The organism is Sulfuricurvum sp. PD_MW2, assembly GCF_002633015.1.
Taxonomy (GTDB): domain Bacteria; phylum Campylobacterota; class Campylobacteria; order Campylobacterales; family Sulfurimonadaceae; genus Sulfuricurvum.
In genome coordinates this window covers 59364-78808 of record NZ_NSIU01000009.1, presented here as the reverse complement: position 1 = coordinate 78808, position 19445 = coordinate 59364, and the positions used below count along the sequence as shown (strand labels likewise).

Annotated in this window: 24 protein-coding genes; 12 read left to right on the top strand and 12 right to left on the bottom strand. The window is 43.1% G+C overall.

Features of this window, described 5'->3' with window-relative positions; genetic code table 11:
* The first annotated feature begins 62 nt into the window (after positions 1-62).
* Entirely contained in the window at positions 63-578 is a 516-nt protein-coding gene (locus CJD30_RS06090) for a hypothetical protein (protein ID WP_294917413.1), read from the top strand.
* Positions 579-581: 3 nt separating this feature from the next.
* On the opposite strand, the gene CJD30_RS06085 is transcribed toward CJD30_RS06090, so the two are convergent.
* Complete coding sequence (locus CJD30_RS06085; protein ID WP_294917411.1) at positions 582-881, bottom strand: hypothetical protein; 300 nt, start codon at positions 879-881, stop codon at positions 582-584.
* A gap of 6 nt (positions 882-887) precedes the next feature.
* Positions 888-1409: an inorganic diphosphatase gene (gene ppa, locus CJD30_RS06080; protein ID WP_294917408.1), complete on the bottom strand. Its 522-nt coding sequence runs from the start codon at positions 1407-1409 to the stop codon at positions 888-890.
* A gap of 156 nt (positions 1410-1565) precedes the next feature.
* On the opposite strand from ppa, the gene CJD30_RS06075 reads away from it, so the two are divergent.
* Together CJD30_RS06075 and CJD30_RS06070 are read left to right on the top strand one after the other, a co-directional pair.
* On the top strand, positions 1566-1874 hold the full coding sequence (locus CJD30_RS06075; protein ID WP_294917405.1) for a hypothetical protein: 309 nt from the start codon (positions 1566-1568) through the stop codon (positions 1872-1874).
* A gap of 11 nt (positions 1875-1885) precedes the next feature.
* Complete coding sequence (locus tag CJD30_RS06070; protein WP_294917404.1) at positions 1886-3721, top strand: biotin/lipoyl-containing protein; 1836 nt, start codon at positions 1886-1888, stop codon at positions 3719-3721.
* Positions 3722-3748: 27 nt separating this feature from the next.
* On the opposite strand, the gene CJD30_RS06065 is transcribed toward CJD30_RS06070, so the two are convergent.
* Entirely contained in the window at positions 3749-4744 is a 996-nt protein-coding gene (locus CJD30_RS06065) for a chemotaxis protein (RefSeq protein ID WP_294917401.1), read from the bottom strand.
* A gap of 103 nt (positions 4745-4847) precedes the next feature.
* Here CJD30_RS06065 and CJD30_RS06060 point away from each other — a divergent pair, with 103 nt between their 5' ends.
* Genes CJD30_RS06060 through thiS form a run of 5 tightly spaced genes read left to right on the top strand, consistent with a single transcriptional unit; the run spans position 4848 to position 9475 of the window.
* Positions 4848-6581, top strand: a complete 1734-nt coding sequence (locus CJD30_RS06060) for a molybdopterin-dependent oxidoreductase (RefSeq protein WP_294917399.1) — start codon at positions 4848-4850, stop codon at positions 6579-6581.
* Complete coding sequence (locus CJD30_RS06055) at positions 6578-7753, top strand: aspartate aminotransferase family protein (protein ID WP_294917397.1); 1176 nt, start codon at positions 6578-6580, stop codon at positions 7751-7753. Before CJD30_RS06060 ends, CJD30_RS06055 begins: the two co-directional genes overlap by 4 nt.
* A gap of 8 nt (positions 7754-7761) precedes the next feature.
* Positions 7762-8751, top strand: a complete 990-nt coding sequence (locus tag CJD30_RS06050) for an SAM-dependent methyltransferase (protein WP_294917395.1) — start codon at positions 7762-7764, stop codon at positions 8749-8751.
* 2 nt (positions 8752-8753) lie between these two features.
* Positions 8754-9266 (top strand): ankyrin repeat domain-containing protein, encoded by a 513-nt coding sequence (locus tag CJD30_RS06045; RefSeq protein ID WP_294917393.1) that lies wholly within the window; start codon positions 8754-8756, stop codon positions 9264-9266.
* Between the two features lie 8 nt (positions 9267-9274).
* Positions 9275-9475 carry a sulfur carrier protein ThiS gene (gene thiS, locus CJD30_RS06040; RefSeq protein ID WP_294917391.1) on the top strand — a complete coding sequence of 67 codons (201 nt, stop codon included), beginning with the start codon at positions 9275-9277 and terminating at the stop codon, positions 9473-9475.
* A 1-nt stretch (position 9476) separates the two neighbouring features.
* On the opposite strand, the gene CJD30_RS06035 is transcribed toward thiS, so the two are convergent.
* Genes CJD30_RS06035 through fliL form a run of 3 tightly spaced genes read right to left on the bottom strand, consistent with a single transcriptional unit; the run spans position 9477 to position 10724 of the window.
* The gene (locus tag CJD30_RS06035; protein ID WP_294917388.1) at positions 9477-9776 is read right to left on the bottom strand and encodes a hypothetical protein; all 300 of its coding nucleotides are present in this window, start codon (positions 9774-9776) and stop codon (positions 9477-9479) included.
* Positions 9777-9789: 13 nt separating this feature from the next.
* The gene (acpS, locus tag CJD30_RS06030; protein ID WP_294917387.1) at positions 9790-10143 is read right to left on the bottom strand and encodes a holo-ACP synthase; all 354 of its coding nucleotides are present in this window, start codon (positions 10141-10143) and stop codon (positions 9790-9792) included.
* Positions 10140-10724 (bottom strand): flagellar basal body-associated protein FliL, encoded by a 585-nt coding sequence (gene fliL / locus CJD30_RS06025; protein ID WP_294917385.1) that lies wholly within the window; start codon positions 10722-10724, stop codon positions 10140-10142. Before fliL ends, acpS begins: the two co-directional genes overlap by 4 nt.
* 113 nt (positions 10725-10837) lie before the next feature.
* On the opposite strand from fliL, the gene CJD30_RS06020 reads away from it, so the two are divergent.
* Positions 10838-11632 (top strand): ABC transporter permease, encoded by a 795-nt coding sequence (locus CJD30_RS06020; protein ID WP_294917383.1) that lies wholly within the window; start codon positions 10838-10840, stop codon positions 11630-11632.
* Between the two features lie 6 nt (positions 11633-11638).
* Here the strand turns inward: CJD30_RS06020 and CJD30_RS06015 are convergent, their stop codons facing one another.
* From CJD30_RS06015 to CJD30_RS05995, 5 genes are read right to left on the bottom strand one after another with little or no spacing between them, the layout of a single operon-like run.
* A complete protein-coding gene (locus CJD30_RS06015) occupies positions 11639-12319 on the bottom strand; it encodes a carbonic anhydrase (RefSeq protein ID WP_294917382.1) in 681 nt (226 codons plus the stop codon).
* Entirely contained in the window at positions 12310-12582 is a 273-nt protein-coding gene (locus CJD30_RS06010; protein WP_294917379.1) for a hypothetical protein, read from the bottom strand. The genes CJD30_RS06015 and CJD30_RS06010 overlap by 10 nt, the downstream gene beginning before the upstream one ends.
* A 45-nt stretch (positions 12583-12627) precedes the next feature.
* Positions 12628-13980 carry a DNA repair protein RadA gene (gene radA / locus CJD30_RS06005; protein WP_294917378.1) on the bottom strand — a complete coding sequence of 451 codons (1353 nt, stop codon included), beginning with the start codon at positions 13978-13980 and terminating at the stop codon, positions 12628-12630.
* Positions 13980-14867 (bottom strand): signal recognition particle-docking protein FtsY, encoded by an 888-nt coding sequence (gene ftsY, locus CJD30_RS06000; protein WP_294917376.1) that lies wholly within the window; start codon positions 14865-14867, stop codon positions 13980-13982. Before ftsY ends, radA begins: the two co-directional genes overlap by 1 nt.
* Positions 14868-14869: 2 nt before the next feature.
* On the bottom strand, positions 14870-15424 hold the full coding sequence (locus CJD30_RS05995) for a TlpA disulfide reductase family protein (RefSeq protein ID WP_294917374.1): 555 nt from the start codon (positions 15422-15424) through the stop codon (positions 14870-14872).
* A gap of 54 nt (positions 15425-15478) precedes the next feature.
* Between CJD30_RS05995 and CJD30_RS05990 the strand changes: the two genes are divergently transcribed.
* Positions 15479-16126, top strand: coding sequence for a 5-formyltetrahydrofolate cyclo-ligase (locus tag CJD30_RS05990; RefSeq protein ID WP_294917372.1), 648 nt, complete (start codon positions 15479-15481; stop codon positions 16124-16126).
* Positions 16032-17600, top strand: coding sequence for a ribonuclease Y (gene rny, locus CJD30_RS05985; RefSeq protein ID WP_294917370.1), 1569 nt, complete (start codon positions 16032-16034; stop codon positions 17598-17600). The genes CJD30_RS05990 and rny overlap by 95 nt, the downstream gene beginning before the upstream one ends.
* Positions 17601-17617: 17 nt before the next feature.
* Here rny and CJD30_RS05980 read toward each other — a convergent pair whose 3' ends face one another.
* On the bottom strand, positions 17618-18496 hold the full coding sequence (locus tag CJD30_RS05980; RefSeq protein WP_294917368.1) for a cation diffusion facilitator family transporter: 879 nt from the start codon (positions 18494-18496) through the stop codon (positions 17618-17620).
* Positions 18497-18551: 55 nt separating this feature from the next.
* On the opposite strand from CJD30_RS05980, the gene cmoB reads away from it, so the two are divergent.
* Positions 18552-19445: a tRNA 5-methoxyuridine(34)/uridine 5-oxyacetic acid(34) synthase CmoB gene (gene cmoB / locus CJD30_RS05975; protein ID WP_294917365.1), complete on the top strand. Its 894-nt coding sequence runs from the start codon at positions 18552-18554 to the stop codon at positions 19443-19445.

The window sequence follows — 19445 nt, the reverse complement described above, 5'->3', positions numbered from 1 at the left end:
AATTTAAGTTTCGGAGTAAAAATTTTCTAAAAGTATCAAAAAAAAAGGTAAAAAAAATGCCCATGAGTAAAAATGAAACAAAAATTGTCCGATTAGTATTGACCTTGTTCGCAACACTCCCTTTGCATGCAGAAATTACGATTGGATTATTGAGCGGGATTGAAAATAATGCAAAACAAACTCTTTTGTATCAAAATCATACGATACCCTGTGAACCATTCGGTGTAATTACTTTAGAAAAAATGATACTTAATGGTGCAGCGCCGCAAGAGTGCAAATCGAGTATTGAATCGTTTTATCTTTCTCATCCGCATCAACGGCAGTTTGCGCGTGAACATTTGATTCTACAGCAATCTTATCATTACGAAACGATCAAAGAAGGGTGTGTTTTATACGCAAACGGTCCTGAAACGTATAGTGAGATGTTATTGCGTCACGGTTTGGCAGTGGTTGATCCTGCATTTGATCAAAAAGAGTGGAATGCAAAACTAAAACGTTCAGAAACAGGTGCGCTAAAAGAGAGAGAAGGGTTGCACGATACACTCATTCGAAAATGGTGTATTAAAGAAGAGAAATGATCTTTAGTGACGATCGTCGGTAGAAGTCAGATATATCCAATACTCTTTGTGACTTTTCCCTTGATCGAGAAAATAGAATTGTAAAATAGCAACCCGATAGAGCGTGATAACCATTTTAGCATAAGGGAATGCAAGGGAGAGGGCAAGCCACCAGGGCTGTACACGATCTCCTTTTGAGAGCATCATCTCCTCGACTCCGATATTTTTGCTAAGGTAAAGCCCAAAAGCGATAGAAAATACAAAATTGAGTATTAATCCAAAAATCGCATAGGCAAAAAAATCAGGAGAGTCGAAATCGATCATTATAGTTTACTCTTTATAGTTTTTGATAGCATCTTCAAGGATTTTGGTTGCTGAAGCTTTGTCCTCAAACCCTTTTACTTTTACCCATTTGCCCGGTTCAAGCAATTTATAGGTTTCGAAGAAGTTTTGGATTTTTGCCAAAGTGTGTTTTGGAATATCATTTAGATCTTGGATCTCTTCGAATGTCGGATCGATTTTTGATGTCGGAACGGCAAGCAATTTTTCATCGATACCGCTTTCGTCTTCCATAATCAATACACCGACAAGTCGGCAGTTAATTACACACCCCTCAACCATAGGATATTCGGTTAAGATCAAGATATCTGCCGGATCACCGTCTTGTGAAAGGGTTTTGTTGACAAACCCGTAGTTTGCCGGGTAGTACATTGCAGAGTGCATAACACGATCAAGTACCAATGCACCGCTCTCTTTTTCAACTTCGTATTTAATGTTTGAACCGCATGCGATTTCGATAATCGCTTTTACTTTATCCGGGTTTTCACCGTAACCGATTTTACTAAGATCCATAAGATACCTCTGTGTATAAAATAGTGAGGCGGATTGTAACGAAAGAAACTAAAAGGTTCATTGAAAGAAGGTTCAGTAAATCTATTTTAATGAACTTTATACTAAAATCACGCATCGTGTAAAGATTACGCGTGCAAACTAAATAGGGGATATCGAATGGCATTACTCAATACAGTAATGAAATATTTGACAATGTTTCAATCCAAAAATGCCCCGGAATCTCAGAACTTTGCAAGTGAAGCAGCTGTTGTATCGTTGGATGAACGTGCGGAACGTGCAAAAGTAGCTGCCATTGCGGCTGCTTTGCATCACCATGATTTAGAAAACAATGATACTCGGGCTAAAGTGGCTGCAATTGCGGCTGCGCTTCATCATCATGAACTTGAAAATTCACAAAACGGTGGTTTGTTAGGGATTGCTGCAGTTGTAGCGGCAATTCATCACCGTCATAATACTAAGAAGTAGGGATTACGTAAATGGCAAAAAAATACATCGATGTGATGGACACAACGTTCCGCGACGGCTTTCAGTCGGTTTTCGGCGGACGGGTGTTAATGGAAGATTTCTTTCCTGCAGTCGAAGCGGCCAAAGAGGCGGGAATCCGACATTTTGAATTTGGAGGCGGTGCCCGTTTCCAAAGTCTTTTTTTCTATCTAAATGAAAATGCGTTTGATATGATGGATCGTTTTCGCTCTATCGTAGGACCGGACGCAAATCTTCAAACGCTTGCACGCGGGGTCAATACAGTAATGCTTGATACCGGCAGTCGAGAGATGGTTGATCTTCATGCCAAAATGTTTAAAAAGCACGGTACGACGACAATTCGTAACTTTGATGCGCTCAACGACGTTGAGAACCTCAAATATTCGGGAGAACGTATTGCTCATCATGGTTTGAAACATGAAGTTGTTGTGACTATGATGGATCTTCCTCCTGGATGTGTCGGTGCTCATGATGTGGCGTTCTATGAAAAAACGCTTCGCGAAATTTTAGATTCGGGCATTCCGTACAGCTCAATTTGTTTCAAAGACGCGAGCGGAACATCGAGCCCGCAAAAAGTGTATGAAACACTACAGATGGCGCGTCGGTTGGTTCCTGAGGGGACCCATCTTCGCCTTCATACACACGAAACGGCGGGTGTAAGCGTCGGATGTTACCTTGCGGCATTGGATGCCGGTGTTGATGGTATCGACATGGCGGCAGCTCCTGTGAGCGGTGGTACATCACAACCGGATATATTGACGATGCTTCACGCCGTCAAAGGGAAAAATTTCGATCTCGGCGGACTTGATGTTGAAAAAATCCTCAAATATGAAGATGTGCTTCAAGATTGCTTGAAAGACTATTTCATGCCACCGGAAGCAACGCAGGTTTCTCCATTGATTCCATTCTCCCCTATGCCGGGTGGTGCATTGACGGCAAATACTCAAATGATGCGTGATAACAATATGTTGGACCGTTATCCGGAAGTTATCCGTGCAATGCGGGAAGTTGTTGAAAAAGGGGGATACGGTACATCCGTTACTCCTGTTTCACAATTTTATTTCCAACAAGCACTTAACAACGCGCTTATGGGCCCATGGAAAAAAATCGCTCCGGGTTATGGAAAAATGGTATTGGGTTACTTTGGTAAAACACCTACTGCTCCGGATGCGGAAATCGTCCGTATTGCGGCAGAACAACTTAAACTTGAGCCGACCACTGAAAATGCAATCGACATTGCGGATCGTGACGAAACAAAATCAATCGCGTATTGGACAAAACGTTTGACTGACGAAGGGATTGAAGCAACTGATGAAAATATCTTTATCGCTGCATCATGTGATGTCAAAGGAATTGCATTCCTCAAAGGGGAAGCAACCGTTAACGTTCGAAAAAATGGCCCGAAAACGGCTGAATCAAATCAATCAAATCAATCACAACAGGAGAATCTTCTTATGGCAAACGGAACATACACAGTAATCGTAGACGGACAATCATATAACGTACAAATCGTAGGCGGAAACGCTACAGTGGTTCAAGCAGCGGCACCAGCGGCAGTAGTAGCGGCACCGGCAGCTCCAGTAGCGGCACCAGTGGCAGCAGCACCAGTAGCAAACGCTAACGCAATTTGCGCAGAACTTCCAGGTTCAGTATTTAAACTTGTTGCAGCAGTGGGTGACAGTGTAAATGCAGGGGATAAAATTATGATCCTAGAAGCGATGAAAATGGAGATCGATGTTGTCGCTCCGCGTAATGGAAAAGTAACATCTATCAATGTTCAAGTAAATGATAAAATCGAAGCTGGCCAAGTATTGGCGGTAGTCGAGTAAGTTTTTAACTTACTCTTCTTTTTCCCCTTAGCGGGGGAGCATTTTCGTTGTTTCTGCGTTCATCTTCTCAATAATCAAAGACAAAATATTTTCACTTTTCGTTTTATCAATAAAACCGTCTGCTCCTAAGCTCGAAGCTTCCCGTTTATTATTGTCGCCGGTCATCGAACTGTTGACAATCACAGGGATTGATTTTGTTTGAGGGTTGGCTTTTAGATGTTGGATAACGGTAAAACCTGACATTTCCGGCATTTCGATATCGGTGATGATTGCAGGAATAGAAGCCGGATTTGGATGTTTGGCGATAAAATTGATTAAATCTTTACCGTTATTAAAGATTTGATAGCCGACATGGGCATGTTCAAAAATTTGGCGTAAATGGCGCTGAGCAGTTTTTGAATCTTCTGCTATGAGAACGACACCATGTTTAAGTTTTTCAGGAAGAGGCATTGTTTGAAGCTCTTTTGCCGCTTTATCGATATTGACCATGGCTTGAGGAATAACATCGGCTAAAAGTTTTTCATAATCGAGAACCAAACATAGGCTGCCATCATCAAGTCGGGTATCGTTAATGACAAGACCATCATCTCCCAACCGATAGCTATCAGGAGCATGCATTTCATTCCAATTTTTCTTGACGACACGGTAAGCGAACATGATCCGAATCCCGATGACAATCCCGTTAAAATCACAGATAAGCAAGTTCGAGGCTTTGCGTTTATCTTCGGATAGCTCTACTCCCAACCATCGCGGAAGATTTAAAATAGGAATTTGGAGTTCGCGTAAGACGATGGTCCCTTCTAAGAGAGGGTGTGCTCCCGGAATTTGAGTTAAATGGTGGCGTTTTGATTCAACGACCTCACGAGTTTTAAAAACATTGATAGCATAATATGGGGATTCTTCTGCGGAATCGATTTTAAAAACCAATAGCTGCACTTCATTGTTTTTAGCCAGATTGGTAGCGGCATCAACGTGTTCTAGCAAAGACATAATGACCTCGAAATATTTATATTCTTTAATCATATCCAATTCAGGGGTTTTTTTTACTAAAAACTAAAGGGTGTGAGAGGTAAAATGCGCCAATAATGTTAAATAATTCCAATTCTTGAAAGAAATTTGATCGATTATGAATCAAACAACAGCTTGCCCTCTTGATTGTTATGATGCATGCCGTATTGTCATCGATGACAAAGGTAAAATTAAAGGGGATAAATCGCACCCTGTGACACGAGGCTATTTGTGTCCGAATCTCAACCATTTTCACGAACAGCCGCGATTAGTCAAAGCCCGATGGAGAGGGAATGAGATTTCATTAGATGAAGCTGTTGAAGTTTTAGTTGAGACATTGAGAGAAACCAAACCGGATCAGACCCTTTATTTCCGCGGCAGCGGTAATGTAGGTATGATGCAACGCACATGTGAGCATTTTTTTGCTTCGTATGGTGCAATCGGTACCTCAGGGAGTCTGTGTGACGGTGCCGGCGAAGCGGGTGTATTGTCGGGTAGAGGAAAAAATCACATTCTGACACCTGAGATGATTGCTGAAAGTGAAGTCGTGATTGTGTGGGGGCGTAATCTTCATACCACCCATTCTCATTTGCTTCCGTTTTTGGAGAATAAAATAATCATTGTTATCGATCCAATCCAAACGGCACTGGCACAAAAAGCGGATTTACACATTCAAATCAAACCTCACGGTGATTTGCAGTTGGCTTTATTATTGAGCCGTTTTGCAATGATAGAGGGGCTGCATGATGAAGCGTTTTTGGAAGAACATGCAAGCGGTTATAACGATTTTTATGAATTGACGCAAAGTGTTCGGATTAAAGCAACACTTGAAGCGATCGATGTTTCTTTGGGTGAAATCGGTACCGTTTTAGAATTGATACGAAGGAAAAAAACAGCCATTTTAGTGGGTGTCGGAGTTCAAAAATATAGGCATGGCGCGGATGTACTTCGAGCGATTGACGGGTTTGGGGCAATCATGGGGCTTTTTGGCAAACCAGGGTGCGGTGTGAGTTATTTAGGAAATTCTCTGGAGGGGATTGAACTGCCGTTTAAAACCATATCCAAACGGATTAGTAAACCTACTGTCGATTTTTCAAAGTATAATTGTGTTTTTATTCAAGGTTCCAATCCGTTGGCTCAAATGCCTGATAGCAATAGAGTCAGAAGATCATTTGAGAATGCTAAATTTCGAGTTTATTTTGGCTTGTATGAGAATGAAACATCGCATGCGGCAGATTTGGTCATACCGGCAAAGACTTTTCTGGAAAAAAGTGATTTTCGCAGCTCGTACGGCGATTATACATTTCAAGAGATGCATCGATTGTGCGAGAGTGATATTGGGATCAGCGAATACGATTTAACAAAAAAATTGTGTGATGCGTTTGGCATTGAGTTTGAGGATGAAGCGTATTATTTGGATCGCTTTCGACGTCAAATCAAGTCGGAAGAGGGTGTAGAATACCGACATAGCAAAGCGGATATTCCCTATAAAGATGGATTTCCTGATGGTGAGTTTGAGTTTTTGGATGAAATCGATTTAGGCGTTGATACGTCGGAAGGGTTTTATCTTATCACTGCAAAAAATCCCCAAGGGCTCAATTCACAGTTTAAACGATCATCGGGTGTCTTTATCCATCCGGAAGCCGGCTTTGAGGAGGGTGAGACAGTGACCCTCGTATCACCTAGCGGAGTGGTCGATATGGTTGTTCAGTACGATACAAGGTTAAGGCGAGATTGTGTATTGATCTATTCAGGAACACCGAATGTGAATGTACTGACCCCTGCATTACTAAGCTATGAAGGGGAGTGTGCTGTGTATCAAGAAAATAAAATAAAGGTAACAAAAAAATGACTAAAAATTTTGAAAACTATGTATTAACGACGTATGGACGTCAAAATGTGAGTTTCGTCTCAGGAAAAAATGCGATTTTGACCGATAGCAACGGCAAAGAGTATATCGATTTTGCCGCAGGGATTGCTGTATGTAGCGTAGGTCATGGCAATGATCGTTTGACCAAAGCGATATGTGATCAAGTAAGCAAAGTGATCCATGTATCGAATCTCTATTATATTGAGCCTCAAGCAGAGTGTGCACGTCGCATTGTTGAACTCAGCGGTTATGATATGAAATGTTTTTTCGGCAACAGCGGAGCCGAAGCAAATGAGGGGGCGATCAAAATCGCGCGCAAATACGGAGAGGTAGAAGGTCAACCGAAACGCTATAAAATTATCACTCTCGATCACTCGTTTCACGGACGTACGATTACTGCGCTCAAAGCGACCGGACAAGAGTCGATGCACAACTATTTCGGCCCTTTTCCGGATGGATTCGTTTATGCGAAAAATATTGATGAAATCGAATCGTTATTAGACGATCATACCGTTGCGGTGATGATCGAACTGGTACAAGGTGAAGGCGGTGTTCAACCGCAAGATCGTGCAAAAGTGCAGGCATTGGCCGCATTGCTGAAATCACGCGATATTCTGCTCATGGTTGATGAAGTGCAGACCGGAATTTACCGCACGGGTGAATTTTTAGCATCAAACCTTTATGGGATCGAGCCGGATGTCATTACGTTGGCAAAAGGACTCGGTGGCGGCGTACCGATCGGTGTTGTTATGACGAGCAAAAAAGATATTTTCGCTCCTGGGGATCACGGGTCGACTTTTGGCGGGAACTATCTCTCGACAGCAGCAGCCAATGAAGTACTTGACATTCTTGAAGAACTAAAATCAAGCGGCGAATTGGATGAGCACCTTTTGTATTTTGAAAAAGCGCTAGCTGCATTTGCATCTTCACACCCTGCGATCTTTTTGGAACATGTCGGGCTAGGTATGATGCGAGGTCTCCGTGTCGTTGATGGTGATACGCTAGGAAAAATTATCAACGCAGCACGTGAAGCAGGGGTCATCGTCCTCAAAGCAGGGCGCAATACACTCCGTTTCCTTCCTCCGCTTACCATCACGAAAGCGGATATTGATGAAGGGTTTGCACGTCTTGAAAAAGCGATTGCAACACTTTAAGGATACTAGTGCGTTTTAGTGACTATATGAATGATTGGCTCTATGGAGCGCAAGGGTACTATGCGTCTTATCGCCCTATCGGTAAAAAAGGGGATTTTTATACGGCGGTCAGTACCTCAAAATTTTTTGGCGGGACGATAGCGAAACATATCATCAAACGCTTAGATGAGGGGTTTCTCCGTCCTGATTCACTGATTTGTGAGATCGGTGCTCATCACGGCTATTTGTTGGCTGATATTATCGAGTTTATTCACACATTGCGTCCGCAACTTTTGCAGACGCTTCGCTTTGGAATCGTTGAGCGTTTCGAAAGCCTCAGAACGGCTCAAAAAAAGTATTTTGATGAATCATTCGGAAATGCAGTTGCTTTGGAACACTATAGCGATCTTGGCGAGTTAAATGAGCAATCCACCTTTTTTGTTGCAAACGAAATTTTTGACGCTTTTGGGTGTGAACTGTTTTACAAAGGGAAAATAGCCCGTGTTGAAAATCATGAGATTATTTTTGATGTAGATGATCCTAAAATCGCGGCATTGGCTGAAAAATATAAGCAAGATCGAGGGGAAATCGCACTAGGATACGAATCCTTTGCCGAAGCGATGAAAGGTGCATCGAAGCGTTTTGAATTTATGAGTTTCGATTATGGAGAACTCGATGCACGAAGCGATTTTTCAATTCGTGTGTATGAAAATCATCAAACATTTCCCCTTTTTGATGAAGCGCTCAAGCGTTCTGAAGCTTTCGGCAAAAGTGATATCACTTATGATGTGAATTTTACTCATGTCAAAGAAGCGTATGAAGCGCAAAAAATTGAGTGTGTACAATACGCAACACAGTTGGTTGCATTGATTGAAATGGGGATTTTGGATCTTCTTGCGATGCTTAAAGAGCATGCGGGTGATGCGATTTATACCCAAGAACTGGAAAAAGTAAAAATTTTGATCACCCCCTCACTGATGGGGGAACGGTTTAAGATGATACGGTTCGTTCAGGAGTAGTGATGCGACAAATAGCTCTTTTAGTGTTGATCGCGACGAGTGTGTTTGGCGGAGTGCTTCATGACGCAGCGTATGAAGGGGATGGAGCGAAAATCAAAGCCTATTTGGCTTCCAAGCATAGCGTAGATGAGCAAAACGGTGCAGGGCTGAGTGCATTGCATGTTGCCATCAAAATGGGTGATCTGAAAATCGCGCAACTGTTGCTTGATAACGGTGCAGATATCAATGCACAGGATTTCAATGGGTATACCCCGTTGATTTTAGCGGTCAAAATGAGAGACCTAGAGTTGGTGACGTTTGTTGTTATGCGCGGAGCGGATGTGAATCTTGCCAACAAAGACGGGATTACCCCTTTGCATCAAGCGGCATATAGCGGTAACGAAGCGGTGGTTGATTTTTTGCTCAAAGCCAAAGCGGATCCGAAGATAAAAAACAATGACGGTGCAACTGCGTATGATTTCGCGATTGCCAAGAAAAATTTTCAAATCGCACAATTGATTCGAATGTCGATGTAGGAGTAACAATGCAGATAAAAGTAAACGGTGAAATCAAAGAGTTAGCAGAGGGATCAACTATGCTCGATCTCATCCGATCGTTAGGGGTGGAAGAGCGTGTTATGGCATCGGCTCTGAATATGGAGATTGTCAAACAAGATGCATGGGGAACGACGCAGCTTAAAGAGGGCGATACGATTGAACTGCTCGATTTTGTCGGGGGAGGGTGATTTAGTTTTCACCCTGTGTGGAGGCTAAGAGCTTATCGTATTTGGTTTTGAGAATCAGATACTCTTTGTTCAAATCTTCATACGCTTTTTTATAGTCAATTTCAAACTCTTCATTATCGGTGCTATTGAGATTGTTTTTAGGCTGTGTTGATGAAGGGTTCACCACAATATATGTAATCTCTTTGCCGTTCTCTTCTTTCACAACGGTTGGTAATTCACCGCTCATCGTTTTTTTAATAACGTTAAATACACTGATATGATGCTTTGAGGCATATTTTTGAATGGTTAGGAGTTCTTGCAAACAGTTTCCTTATTTAATGGGATATTTCCACTGCAACAACAGCAACGGCATAATCTCCATCATGGGTGATGGATACTGAAAGGGATGAAATGTTGAAGCGTTTCATTGCACTCTCTGAAAGGGTGATCAGAGGTGCACCTTTGGAGGTTTTGGAGAGAATGATATCATGAAAGCCGCATTCGCTTCCTATGCCACAACCCAGTGCTTTTGCACATGCTTCCTTTGCCGCCCAAAACCCTGCTGCATTGCGATGATTTTTGATTAATAGTATTTCGTTTTGGGATAAAAATTTTTTTAGTCCACGATCGCCGAAACGCTCAATCAAGCGTTTCATACGATCGGTTTTGATGAGGTCGATACCGATCATTGCACCACAAAGTCAGTAAAATAGACATTTTTTACTTTGCCGTCTTTAAGACGCATATTGAGTTCAGTCACGATTTGTTCTTTGAGTTTCTCTTTACCTTTTACGGTTGATATCTCTTCGAGCGATTTTGAACTTAAAACCCGGATGATAATATCACGGAAAACAGGCTTTTTCTCTTCCAATTCAGGAGATAACTCTTTTCCTTCCATCTCAAGATTCAGTTGGCATTTTAAATAACGGCGACCGCTCTCAGAGAGGAGATTAACGGTAAACGTATCCAATGGAAACATGATCCCCACTTCTGTCGTAGCTGCTTCACCGCCTCCATGACCTTCACCTTCTGCCGCATGTCCTTCTGCAGCTTTTTCACCTTCTGGCGCATGTCCTTCTGCCGCAACTTCAGTTTTTGCGCCGTGACCCGCTTCTGCTTCGGCATCATGATTGCTCATCATCAGAAAACCTACCACACCGCCGATGATCAAAATGAGTAGTAATACAGCAATAATGATGATCAGGAGCATATTCCCCGATTTTTTCTTACCTTCTTCGTTTTCGGTTTCAGTTTCTTCTTTTTCAGCCATCCGTAGCTCCTAGTAAAAGTTAATTCTTTATTGTAGCGTGAAACTTATGAAAATTGCCACGGTACCTTATGGAAATTTTGGTAAACTTAGCTTATGAAAAGAAGGATTCTTGTATGTTAGAAACAATTTTGGGATATATCGGTCGCCCTTTTGTCCGATCGTATGAGACCATTGAGAGATTCGGTGTTTTTATTTTATTTCAGTTAAAACTTTTTCGACTCTATCCCCATATATTCAAACGTCCGAAAATTTTGTTTGGACAAATCGAAACGGTCGGTATGGGATGTATGGGCGTTATTACTCTGACGGCACTTTTTACGGGGATGGTTGAAGCGATTCAGCTCTATAACGGATTTCATCAATTTGGGGCAGAAAATTTTACAGGCTATACTGTATTCTATTCGATTACACGTGAGTTAGGTCCGGTATTTGCCTCATTGATGCTCATTTCACGCTCAATCAGTGCAATGGCTGCTGAACTGGGGACGATGAGGGTAAGTGAGCAGATCGATGCAATCGATATTTTAGGGGTCGATTCAAAAGGGTATCTTATCACACCGCGTATTATTGCGACCGTCATCTCTTTGCCCTTATTGGTCATTTGGTTTGATTTTGTAGCTATCAGTTCTGCATATCTGATTTCCACGGGCGTATTGGGGATTAACCCTATTGCGTATCAAGAAACATTGATGCGATTGGGTGAGTTTGACGATATTATGACCGGTGTGATCAAAGCAGCGGTATTCGGGTTTATTGTGAGTTCGATCGGGAGTTATATCGGGTATCATACGAGCGGTGGAGCGCGTGGAGTAGGGCAATCGACAATTTACGCCGTTGTTTATTCGGCTGTAGCGATTTTTGTTGCCAACTACTTTTTATCGGCACTCTTTTTGTATTTGGATTGGTAGGAGAGGTTATTCTCCCAATTCGCTCAGAGGACGAAATTCATAGAAATCGGGATCGTAATATTCGATCGCTCCGGTTTCAATATCATAATACCAGCCATGGATAAAGAGTTTGTCTTCATCTACGAGCTTTTTGACGTAAGGGTAAGTAAGAAGATTTTCGATCTGTGTTACGATCGATAATCTTTCCGTCGCCCGTAAAAGCTCCTTGCGCGGAGCGTTCTCACCCAGTGCAGTGATTGCTATACCTTTGGCTTTTTCCCCGAGTGTAAGCCATTTTGCCGTATGGATCATCGATGTATCGCATGATGATTTATAGAGAGCTTCAATCGCACCGCAATGAGAATGTCCGCAGATGATAATCTCCGATACTCCCAAGACTAAAACAGCGTATTCAATTCCTGCGGCGGTAGAGTGAAAATCTTCATCCGGTTTGTAGGGTGCCACGAAGTTACCAACATTACGGACAACAAAAAGATCTCCCGGGCTTGATTGGACAATAAGATCAGGAATTACACGAGAGTCAGAACATCCTATAAAAAGGGCACGAGGGTTTTGTCCTTCTTTAACGAGATTTAAGAGTCGAGCTTCGTGTTGTTTGAAATAGGTTTGCTGGAAGGTTTCATTTCCTTCTGCAAACTCTTTGAGACGTTGGACGCTTAAATCAGCGGCATTTTTGCTTAACGGCACTCTTCAATCCCTAATTTTTTGATAATGGCATCGTATACTTTGCCCCCCTCACGATCACAATCGTCATGATATTCGATTGTAATCATCCGTTTTCCTTCCGTTACGGCTCCGCCGTAGATATTTGGTTTTAACGAACATAGAGATGTGCACTCCGCTATGACTTGTTCGATCATTTGGTGTTCTTCTTCAGTCGAATACGCAAGTGAGAGCTTGGTATAGCGCTCTTCAGATTTATGGTCGGCTACAATAGAACATACTGGCATAAAAATATCCTTCATTGTTAATGGCTAATTATACGAAAATTTTGGTTAAAACCACTCTAACAGTTTACTTACTTCGTCAATTTCGTAACATTTGATGCTTGTTTTCTCAATCGGTTTTTTCGGAATCAATGCTTTTGTAATCTGCTGTGAAGCTGCTTCTTTGAGGCGTTGATCAAGCTGATAGACCTCTCGGATGTCTCCGACAAGAGAGACTTCGCCGATGAATACCGTCTCTTTTGAGATAGCGCGATTGCGAAAACTGCTGATAATAGCAGCTAAAATCGCCAAATCGGCCGAAGTTTCGGTGATTTTGATCCCTCCGGTAATGTTGATAAAAACATCGTAGCTATTGAGTGGAATTTCCAGTTTGCGTTCCAAGAGAGCGAGAAGCATATTGAGCCGGTTGTTTTCAAATCCGGTTGCTTGGCGTTTTGGGTTGGGTGCATGGGTATCGCTGACGAGAGCTTGGACTTCGAGAACGATCGGACGCGTTCCCTCCATAATCACCGTGAGGGCAGAACCGCTTTGAGCTTTGGTACGGTTAAAAAAACGTGAGGATAGATCTTTTGCCGAAACCAGACCATCATGACGCATTTCGAATACGCCGATCTCACTGGTAGGACCGAAACGGTTTTTGAATCCTCGCAGGATTCGCAATTCATGGGCGCTATCACCTTCGAAGTAGAGGACGACATCCACCATGTGTTCTAGAACGCGAGGTCCCGCAATGGACCCTTCTTTCGTAATATGACCGATGATAAAGATGGCGATTCGGCGTTCTTTGGCGATACGCATCAGATCAAAAGTGATTTGCCGAACTTGTGTGACTGAACCCGGGGCTGAAGCAATCGTTTCAGAATAGAGTGTTTGTATCGAATCGATAATAATACACTCATATGGGCGTTCATGGAGTTCTGATAATACGTGTTCCAGTCGAATTTCAGCTAAAAGATAGAGATTGTCGACATTGGCTCCAAGACGATTCGCTCGAAGTTTGATTTGTCCTTCACTCTCTTCACCGCTAACATAGAGGACATTGCGGTTCTGACGTGCTAGATTGGAAGCGATTTTTAAAAGGAGGGTTGATTTACCGACCCCAGGGCTTCCGCCGATGAGTACCAGTGAACCCGGAACGACTCCGCCGCCAAGAACCATATCGAGTTCGGCATCGTCACTGCTGAAGCGTTCGGTATACTCTTCAACGATTTGAGTAATCTCTTTTGCTTTTAGCGTATTTGAACCTGATGCTGAAGATGTGAGTTTGATAATCTCTTGTTGTTGTTCGTTGAGTTCGATCAGAGATTCCCATGCACCGCAGTTCGTACATTTTCCCATCCATTTTGGGGTGGTGAATCCGCAGTGCTGGCATTCGAAGAGGACGGTTTTTTTCTTGGCCATTATTTTTGAGATTCTTCCCCAAAGATTGCATCCAAAATACCATCGACAAATTCGTATTTATCAAACGGTATCAGATGATCGGGCTGTTCTCCGACACCGATGTAGAGGATTGGAAGTGAGAGGGCGTAAGCGATCGAAAATACCGATCCCCCTTTGGCCGTTCCATCGAGTTTTGTGATGATGATTCCATCTACTCCTACCATCTCGTTAAACGCTTTTGCCTGCGCGATAGCCGAAGAGCCTTGGGTTCCATCCAAGATCAAAATTTTGCGGTGAGGAGCACCGGTATGGGCTTTATCGCAGATACGGACGATTTTTTTGAGTTCATTGCCAAGGTTGGTTTGAGTATGAAGTCGACCTGCCGTATCGATGATCACCTGTTCTAATCCGCGTGCTTTAGCCGATTCGATCGTATCATACGCTACTGCGCTTGGATCGTGTCCTTGTCGTGATGAGACGATAGGGATTTCGAGTTTATCCGCCCAGCGGGTGAGCTGTTCGATAGCGGCGGCACGGAAAGTATCTCCTGCCCCGAGAATAACCCGTTCTCCTTTGTTGAGATGGTGTTTGGCCAGTTTTGCGATTGTAGTTGTTTTTCCTGCGCCGTTGACACCGATAATAAGTGTAACGGTAGGTTTATTCGGGTTTTCAGGGAGTGTATTCTGCGCAAAACTGAGTGTTGCAAGAAGTTTGGAACGGAGCTGATCTCGGGTAATGTTGTCTTGATAAAGCTCTCGTAAAATAATTTCTACCAGATCGTATTCGACATCGGCTTCCAGAAGAATATTTTCAAGCTCGTCTTTCGAGATTTTGGCTTTTCGTTCCGGTGCAATCGCAGCGATTGCATCGATGGTTTTTTGCAGCCCTTTTTTGATAAATGAAAACATGGTTATTTTCCTAATGCTTGTGCGATATCACGATCGATAATCTCTTCTTGGGTTGCACCCGCGTAGTGGGTGACGTATTCACCGTTTTTATACAAAACCATCAAAGGAATCGGGAATTGCTGCCCTACGCCGATGGTAGAAGCGATTGCCCGCGCGAGCGGCTGATTATCCGCTTTGTTGGCAATGCGGTAATCGCCTCCACGGTATTTTTCACGGAATTTATCGAGGGATTCGTTGCTTTGATCCTCTTCGATTGTGATCCCCATGACAATCAGTTTATCCCCGTATTTTTTTTGCAAATTTCCAAGATGCATCACTTCGGCTTGACATGGTGGACACCAGGTTGCAAAAATATCAAAGAGGACAACTTTGTCTTCTCCTGCATCCAGAGTGAAATTTCCTCCTCGTTTCTCTACGGTATAGCTTTTTCCTTTTGTATCGACGAGGGAAAATTTGGCAGTTGAGACCAAAGAATCTTCGGAAGACTCTTTTTTATTGCATCCTTGAAATAAAAGTGTAACGGTGAATAAAGGGATCAAAAGATGAGATATTCGCATACAAAACCTTTTTAGAGTAAAATTATGAAGATTATAACGAAGCAAAGGTAAAAAGTGACAAAAAGCGATGTTCGAGCTCATTGTATGCATCGTCTTAAATCTCTCCCAGAGTGTACAAAAAAAGTACGAGACGAGAATATAAACAAAATCTTAGTCGAAATTATCCGCGTATTAGGGGCAAAACGGATCTTGTTCTATTGGCCTATGGGATTTGAAGCGGATATTCGAAAAAGTGTTTTATCACTGCGACGCAAGCATAAGATTTTTTTACCGTTTATGGATGGCGTCAGTTTCAAAATGGTACCATTTAGATACCCGTTGGAACGGAAGACCTTTGGTATTTACGAGCCGCGGAATTCATATAGAAAATATAATTTAATAGATGTAGCTATTGTTCCCGTAGTAGGGGTAGACCTATCTTTGCGCCGAGTAGGTTTCGGTAAGGGGATGTATGATCGATTTTTTCCGACTCTGAAAACGAAACCATTTACAATTTTTGTTCAACCTTCCTTGTGTCGAACGATGCAGGACGTATGTGATGATTATGATGTGCAAGGAGATTTGCTCATTACCCCTCATGGGATTCAAAGTATGAGGAAAACAAGCAATGTTAAACGAACTACTCGTAGGAAGCGGTATTGCCGCGATGAGCGGGTTAGTCGGATTTTTAATTTCAAAAAAGATTACCGCATCTCATTTTGATCTGTATTTGGAACAAGCACGTGCGAAATCCAAAGCGATTGAGAATGAAGCACAATTGATTTTGGAGCGAGCATCGCTCCGTTCACGTGAGATTGAGAAAGAGGCGCAAAAGCGCTACGATGAGACTTCTGAGCAAGTAAAAAAAGATTTTTCGTTTCGTGAAGAAAAGCTCATTCGTGCTGAACACGAGTTTGAGACTCTCCGAAACAGCGAAGCGGAAAAACTTGCACTGGAACGCAGTGCACTCGAAAACAGACGGCTCAATATCGAACGCAATGAACGTGCTTTAGAGAAATTAAAAGAAGATTACCGCCAAAAAAGTGAACAGATAAAGGTGATTGTTGAGCAACGTGCGGGATTATCGGCGCATGAAGCGAAAACGATTTTACTCGATCAGATTCGTGAAAACGAGCGTTTGTCTTTGGCCAGAGAACTACGCCTTTTGGAAGATCAGAGCAAAGAGCAGCTCAAACGAAAAGCTGAATACATATTGGCTCAGGCGACATCACGATTTGCAGGAGATTATGCTGCAGAGCGTCTGATCAGTGTCATACATCTGGATGATGATGAGCTTAAAGGGCGGATTATCGGTAAAGAAGGGCGCAATATCAAAACTTTGGAGATGGTCAGCGGTGTCGATATTATTATCGATGAGACTCCAAATGCGATTATCGTCAGCTCGTTCAACCTCTACCGCCGTGCGATAGCGACGAAGACGATTGAGCTTTTGATTCAAGATGGACGTATCCAGCCGGCTCGGATCGAAGAGGTATATCAAAAAGTCTCCGAAGAGTTCGAAGAAGCGACGACCCGTGAGGGAGAAGAGATTGTTCTTGAACTCGGGGTTCAGGGCGTTCATCCTGAACTGATGAAACTGATCGGTCGGCTCAAATACCGATCTAGTTACGGTCAAAATGCGTTGGCACATACTCTCGAAGTCGCCCATTTGGCCGGTATTATGGCCTCAGAGATGGGAGGGGATGTTAAACTGGCAAGACGTGCGGGACTACTGCATGACATCGGTAAAACACTCACCCAAGACAACGGTGGAAATCATGTCGATATAGGGGTAGAATTGTGCCGTCGCTACAGCGAAGACCCGGTAGTGATCAATGCGATCTATGCCCATCACGGTCATGAAGAGATCAAAAGTATCGAGTGTGCGGCGGTATGTGCCGCCGATACTCTCTCTGCAGCCCGTCCGGGTGCACGTCGTGAAGTGTTGGAAAGTTTTTTACGCCGTGTTAATGAGATCGAAGAGATCGCGACTCAAAAAGCGGGTGTCAAACAAGCTTACGCCATCAATGCTGGGCGAGAAGTACGCGTTATCGTCAGTGCACAAAGTGTGAATGATGATGAGACGATATTGCTCGCCCGAGAGATTGCCGATGAGATTTCTCAAAAAGTGCAGTTTCCCGGGGAGATAAAAGTGAGTGTGATCCGCGAAAGCAGAGTAGTCGAATACGCGCGTTGAGCGCGTAGGATTATTCTTCAGTGATTTGCCTCAGAATCATCATACGGATCCAGATGAATAAGCGGATGAACTTGATCGTCCGGAAATAGATTTTTTAAAAGCAGTTCTACTCTATCTCCTACCATATGTGCATCGTACAAAGATGTACTGATACTAAAAACGATATGAACACTCAGATAAATATCACTTCCTGAACGGCGTGTTCGTAAATCGTGATGCGAACTTATATCGGTTTGTGCATTGAGTACAGCATTGATTTTAGCGACACTCTCCGAATCGAGCGCGGCATCAAGGAGCATCAAAACACCCTCTTTGATCAAAGGGAACGCGGAATAGAGCATGTAGAAGCTGATGCCTATCCCAAGAAGCGGATCAATGAGAGGAATATCGGTGAGAGCGATCAATCCGAGTGCCAAGAGGACTGCACCGTTGCTGAGGAGATCGGTTTGGTAATGAAGCGAATCGGCTCGGATGACCATATTGCCCGTTTTGTTGGCGACATGTCTCAAAAAGAGTACTAATCCTGCGGTGATGACAATCGAGATTGCCATGACAATAATTGAAGCATCCAAATGTTCTACGCTGCTGCCTTGAACGATTTTTGAAATCGATTCATAGAGGATGAAAAGGGCTGAAAGGCTAATAATCGTCCCTTCGATCACGGCGGCAAGCGGTTCGAGTTTTCGGCGCCCGAAGTTGAAATGCTCATCGGGCTCTTTGTCGGAATGGTGAAGAGCAAAATAGTTGAATGCTGAAACAACAAGGTCGAGCAAAGAATCGATTGCCGAAGCTAAGACGGCAACTGATCCGCTGATAATACCGAACGTCAGTTTCAACGCTACCAGTAAAAAGGCAACGAAACTAGAGATAAGTGTGGCTTTTTTTTCTATACGCATGGGGGCATTTTAGCCTAATATGGCTAAAATTTTTAGATTATTGTAAGGAGTGAGTATGGATTTAACTGCCGTTCGGCAAGAGCGCCAAAAATGGATGACATGGAAAAATATTGCTCCCTTGCGTGAAGCGCTTAGTCTGCTTCCACAGATCCAATCAGAGGTTAAACTTGGAAATACTGTTGCACTCTTATCCAATGAGACCATCGATCTGATTGAGCTGGAGCGGATTGCCCGACTGATGATGCCATGGCGTAAAGGTCCTTTTGATCTATTTGGTTTGTTTATCGATACTGAATGGTGCAGTGATCTCAAATACAACTTTCTCCGTCCCCATTTCAATTTACACGGTAAAAAAGTAGCTGATATCGGATGTAACAACGGTTATTATATGTTCCGTTTTCTCGAAGACGCGCCGGCAAAAGTGGTTGGATTTGATCCTTCTGCACTCTTCAAATGTCAATTCGATCTCATCAACCATTATGTCAAAAGTGATATCGTGTATGAACTGCTCGGTGTCGAACATCTTCCATTTTATGAAGAGAAATTCGATACGATCTTTTGTCTAGGCGTCCTTTATCACCGCAGTGATCCGGTCGCAATGATCAAAGCTCTTGCCCAGGGGTTGGCTGAGGGGGGTGAAATCTATCTGGATACTTTTATCATTGATGGCGAAGAACCGGTTGCTCTGTGCCCGAGCGGAAGCTATTCGAAGATTACCAATGTCTATTTTGTTCCGACGCTCAAAGCATTGGAAAACTGGTGCTTGCGTGCCGGATTTACGTCGTTTGAGGTATTGGGTACGGTAGTAACAACATCAGATGAACAACGTAAAACGGCTTGGATAGAATCACAAAGTCTTGAAGATTTTCTCGATCCTGCCGATAGTAGCAAAACAGTAGAAGGATATCCCGCACCGAAACGGGGATATGTCCGGATTAAAAGAGGGTAA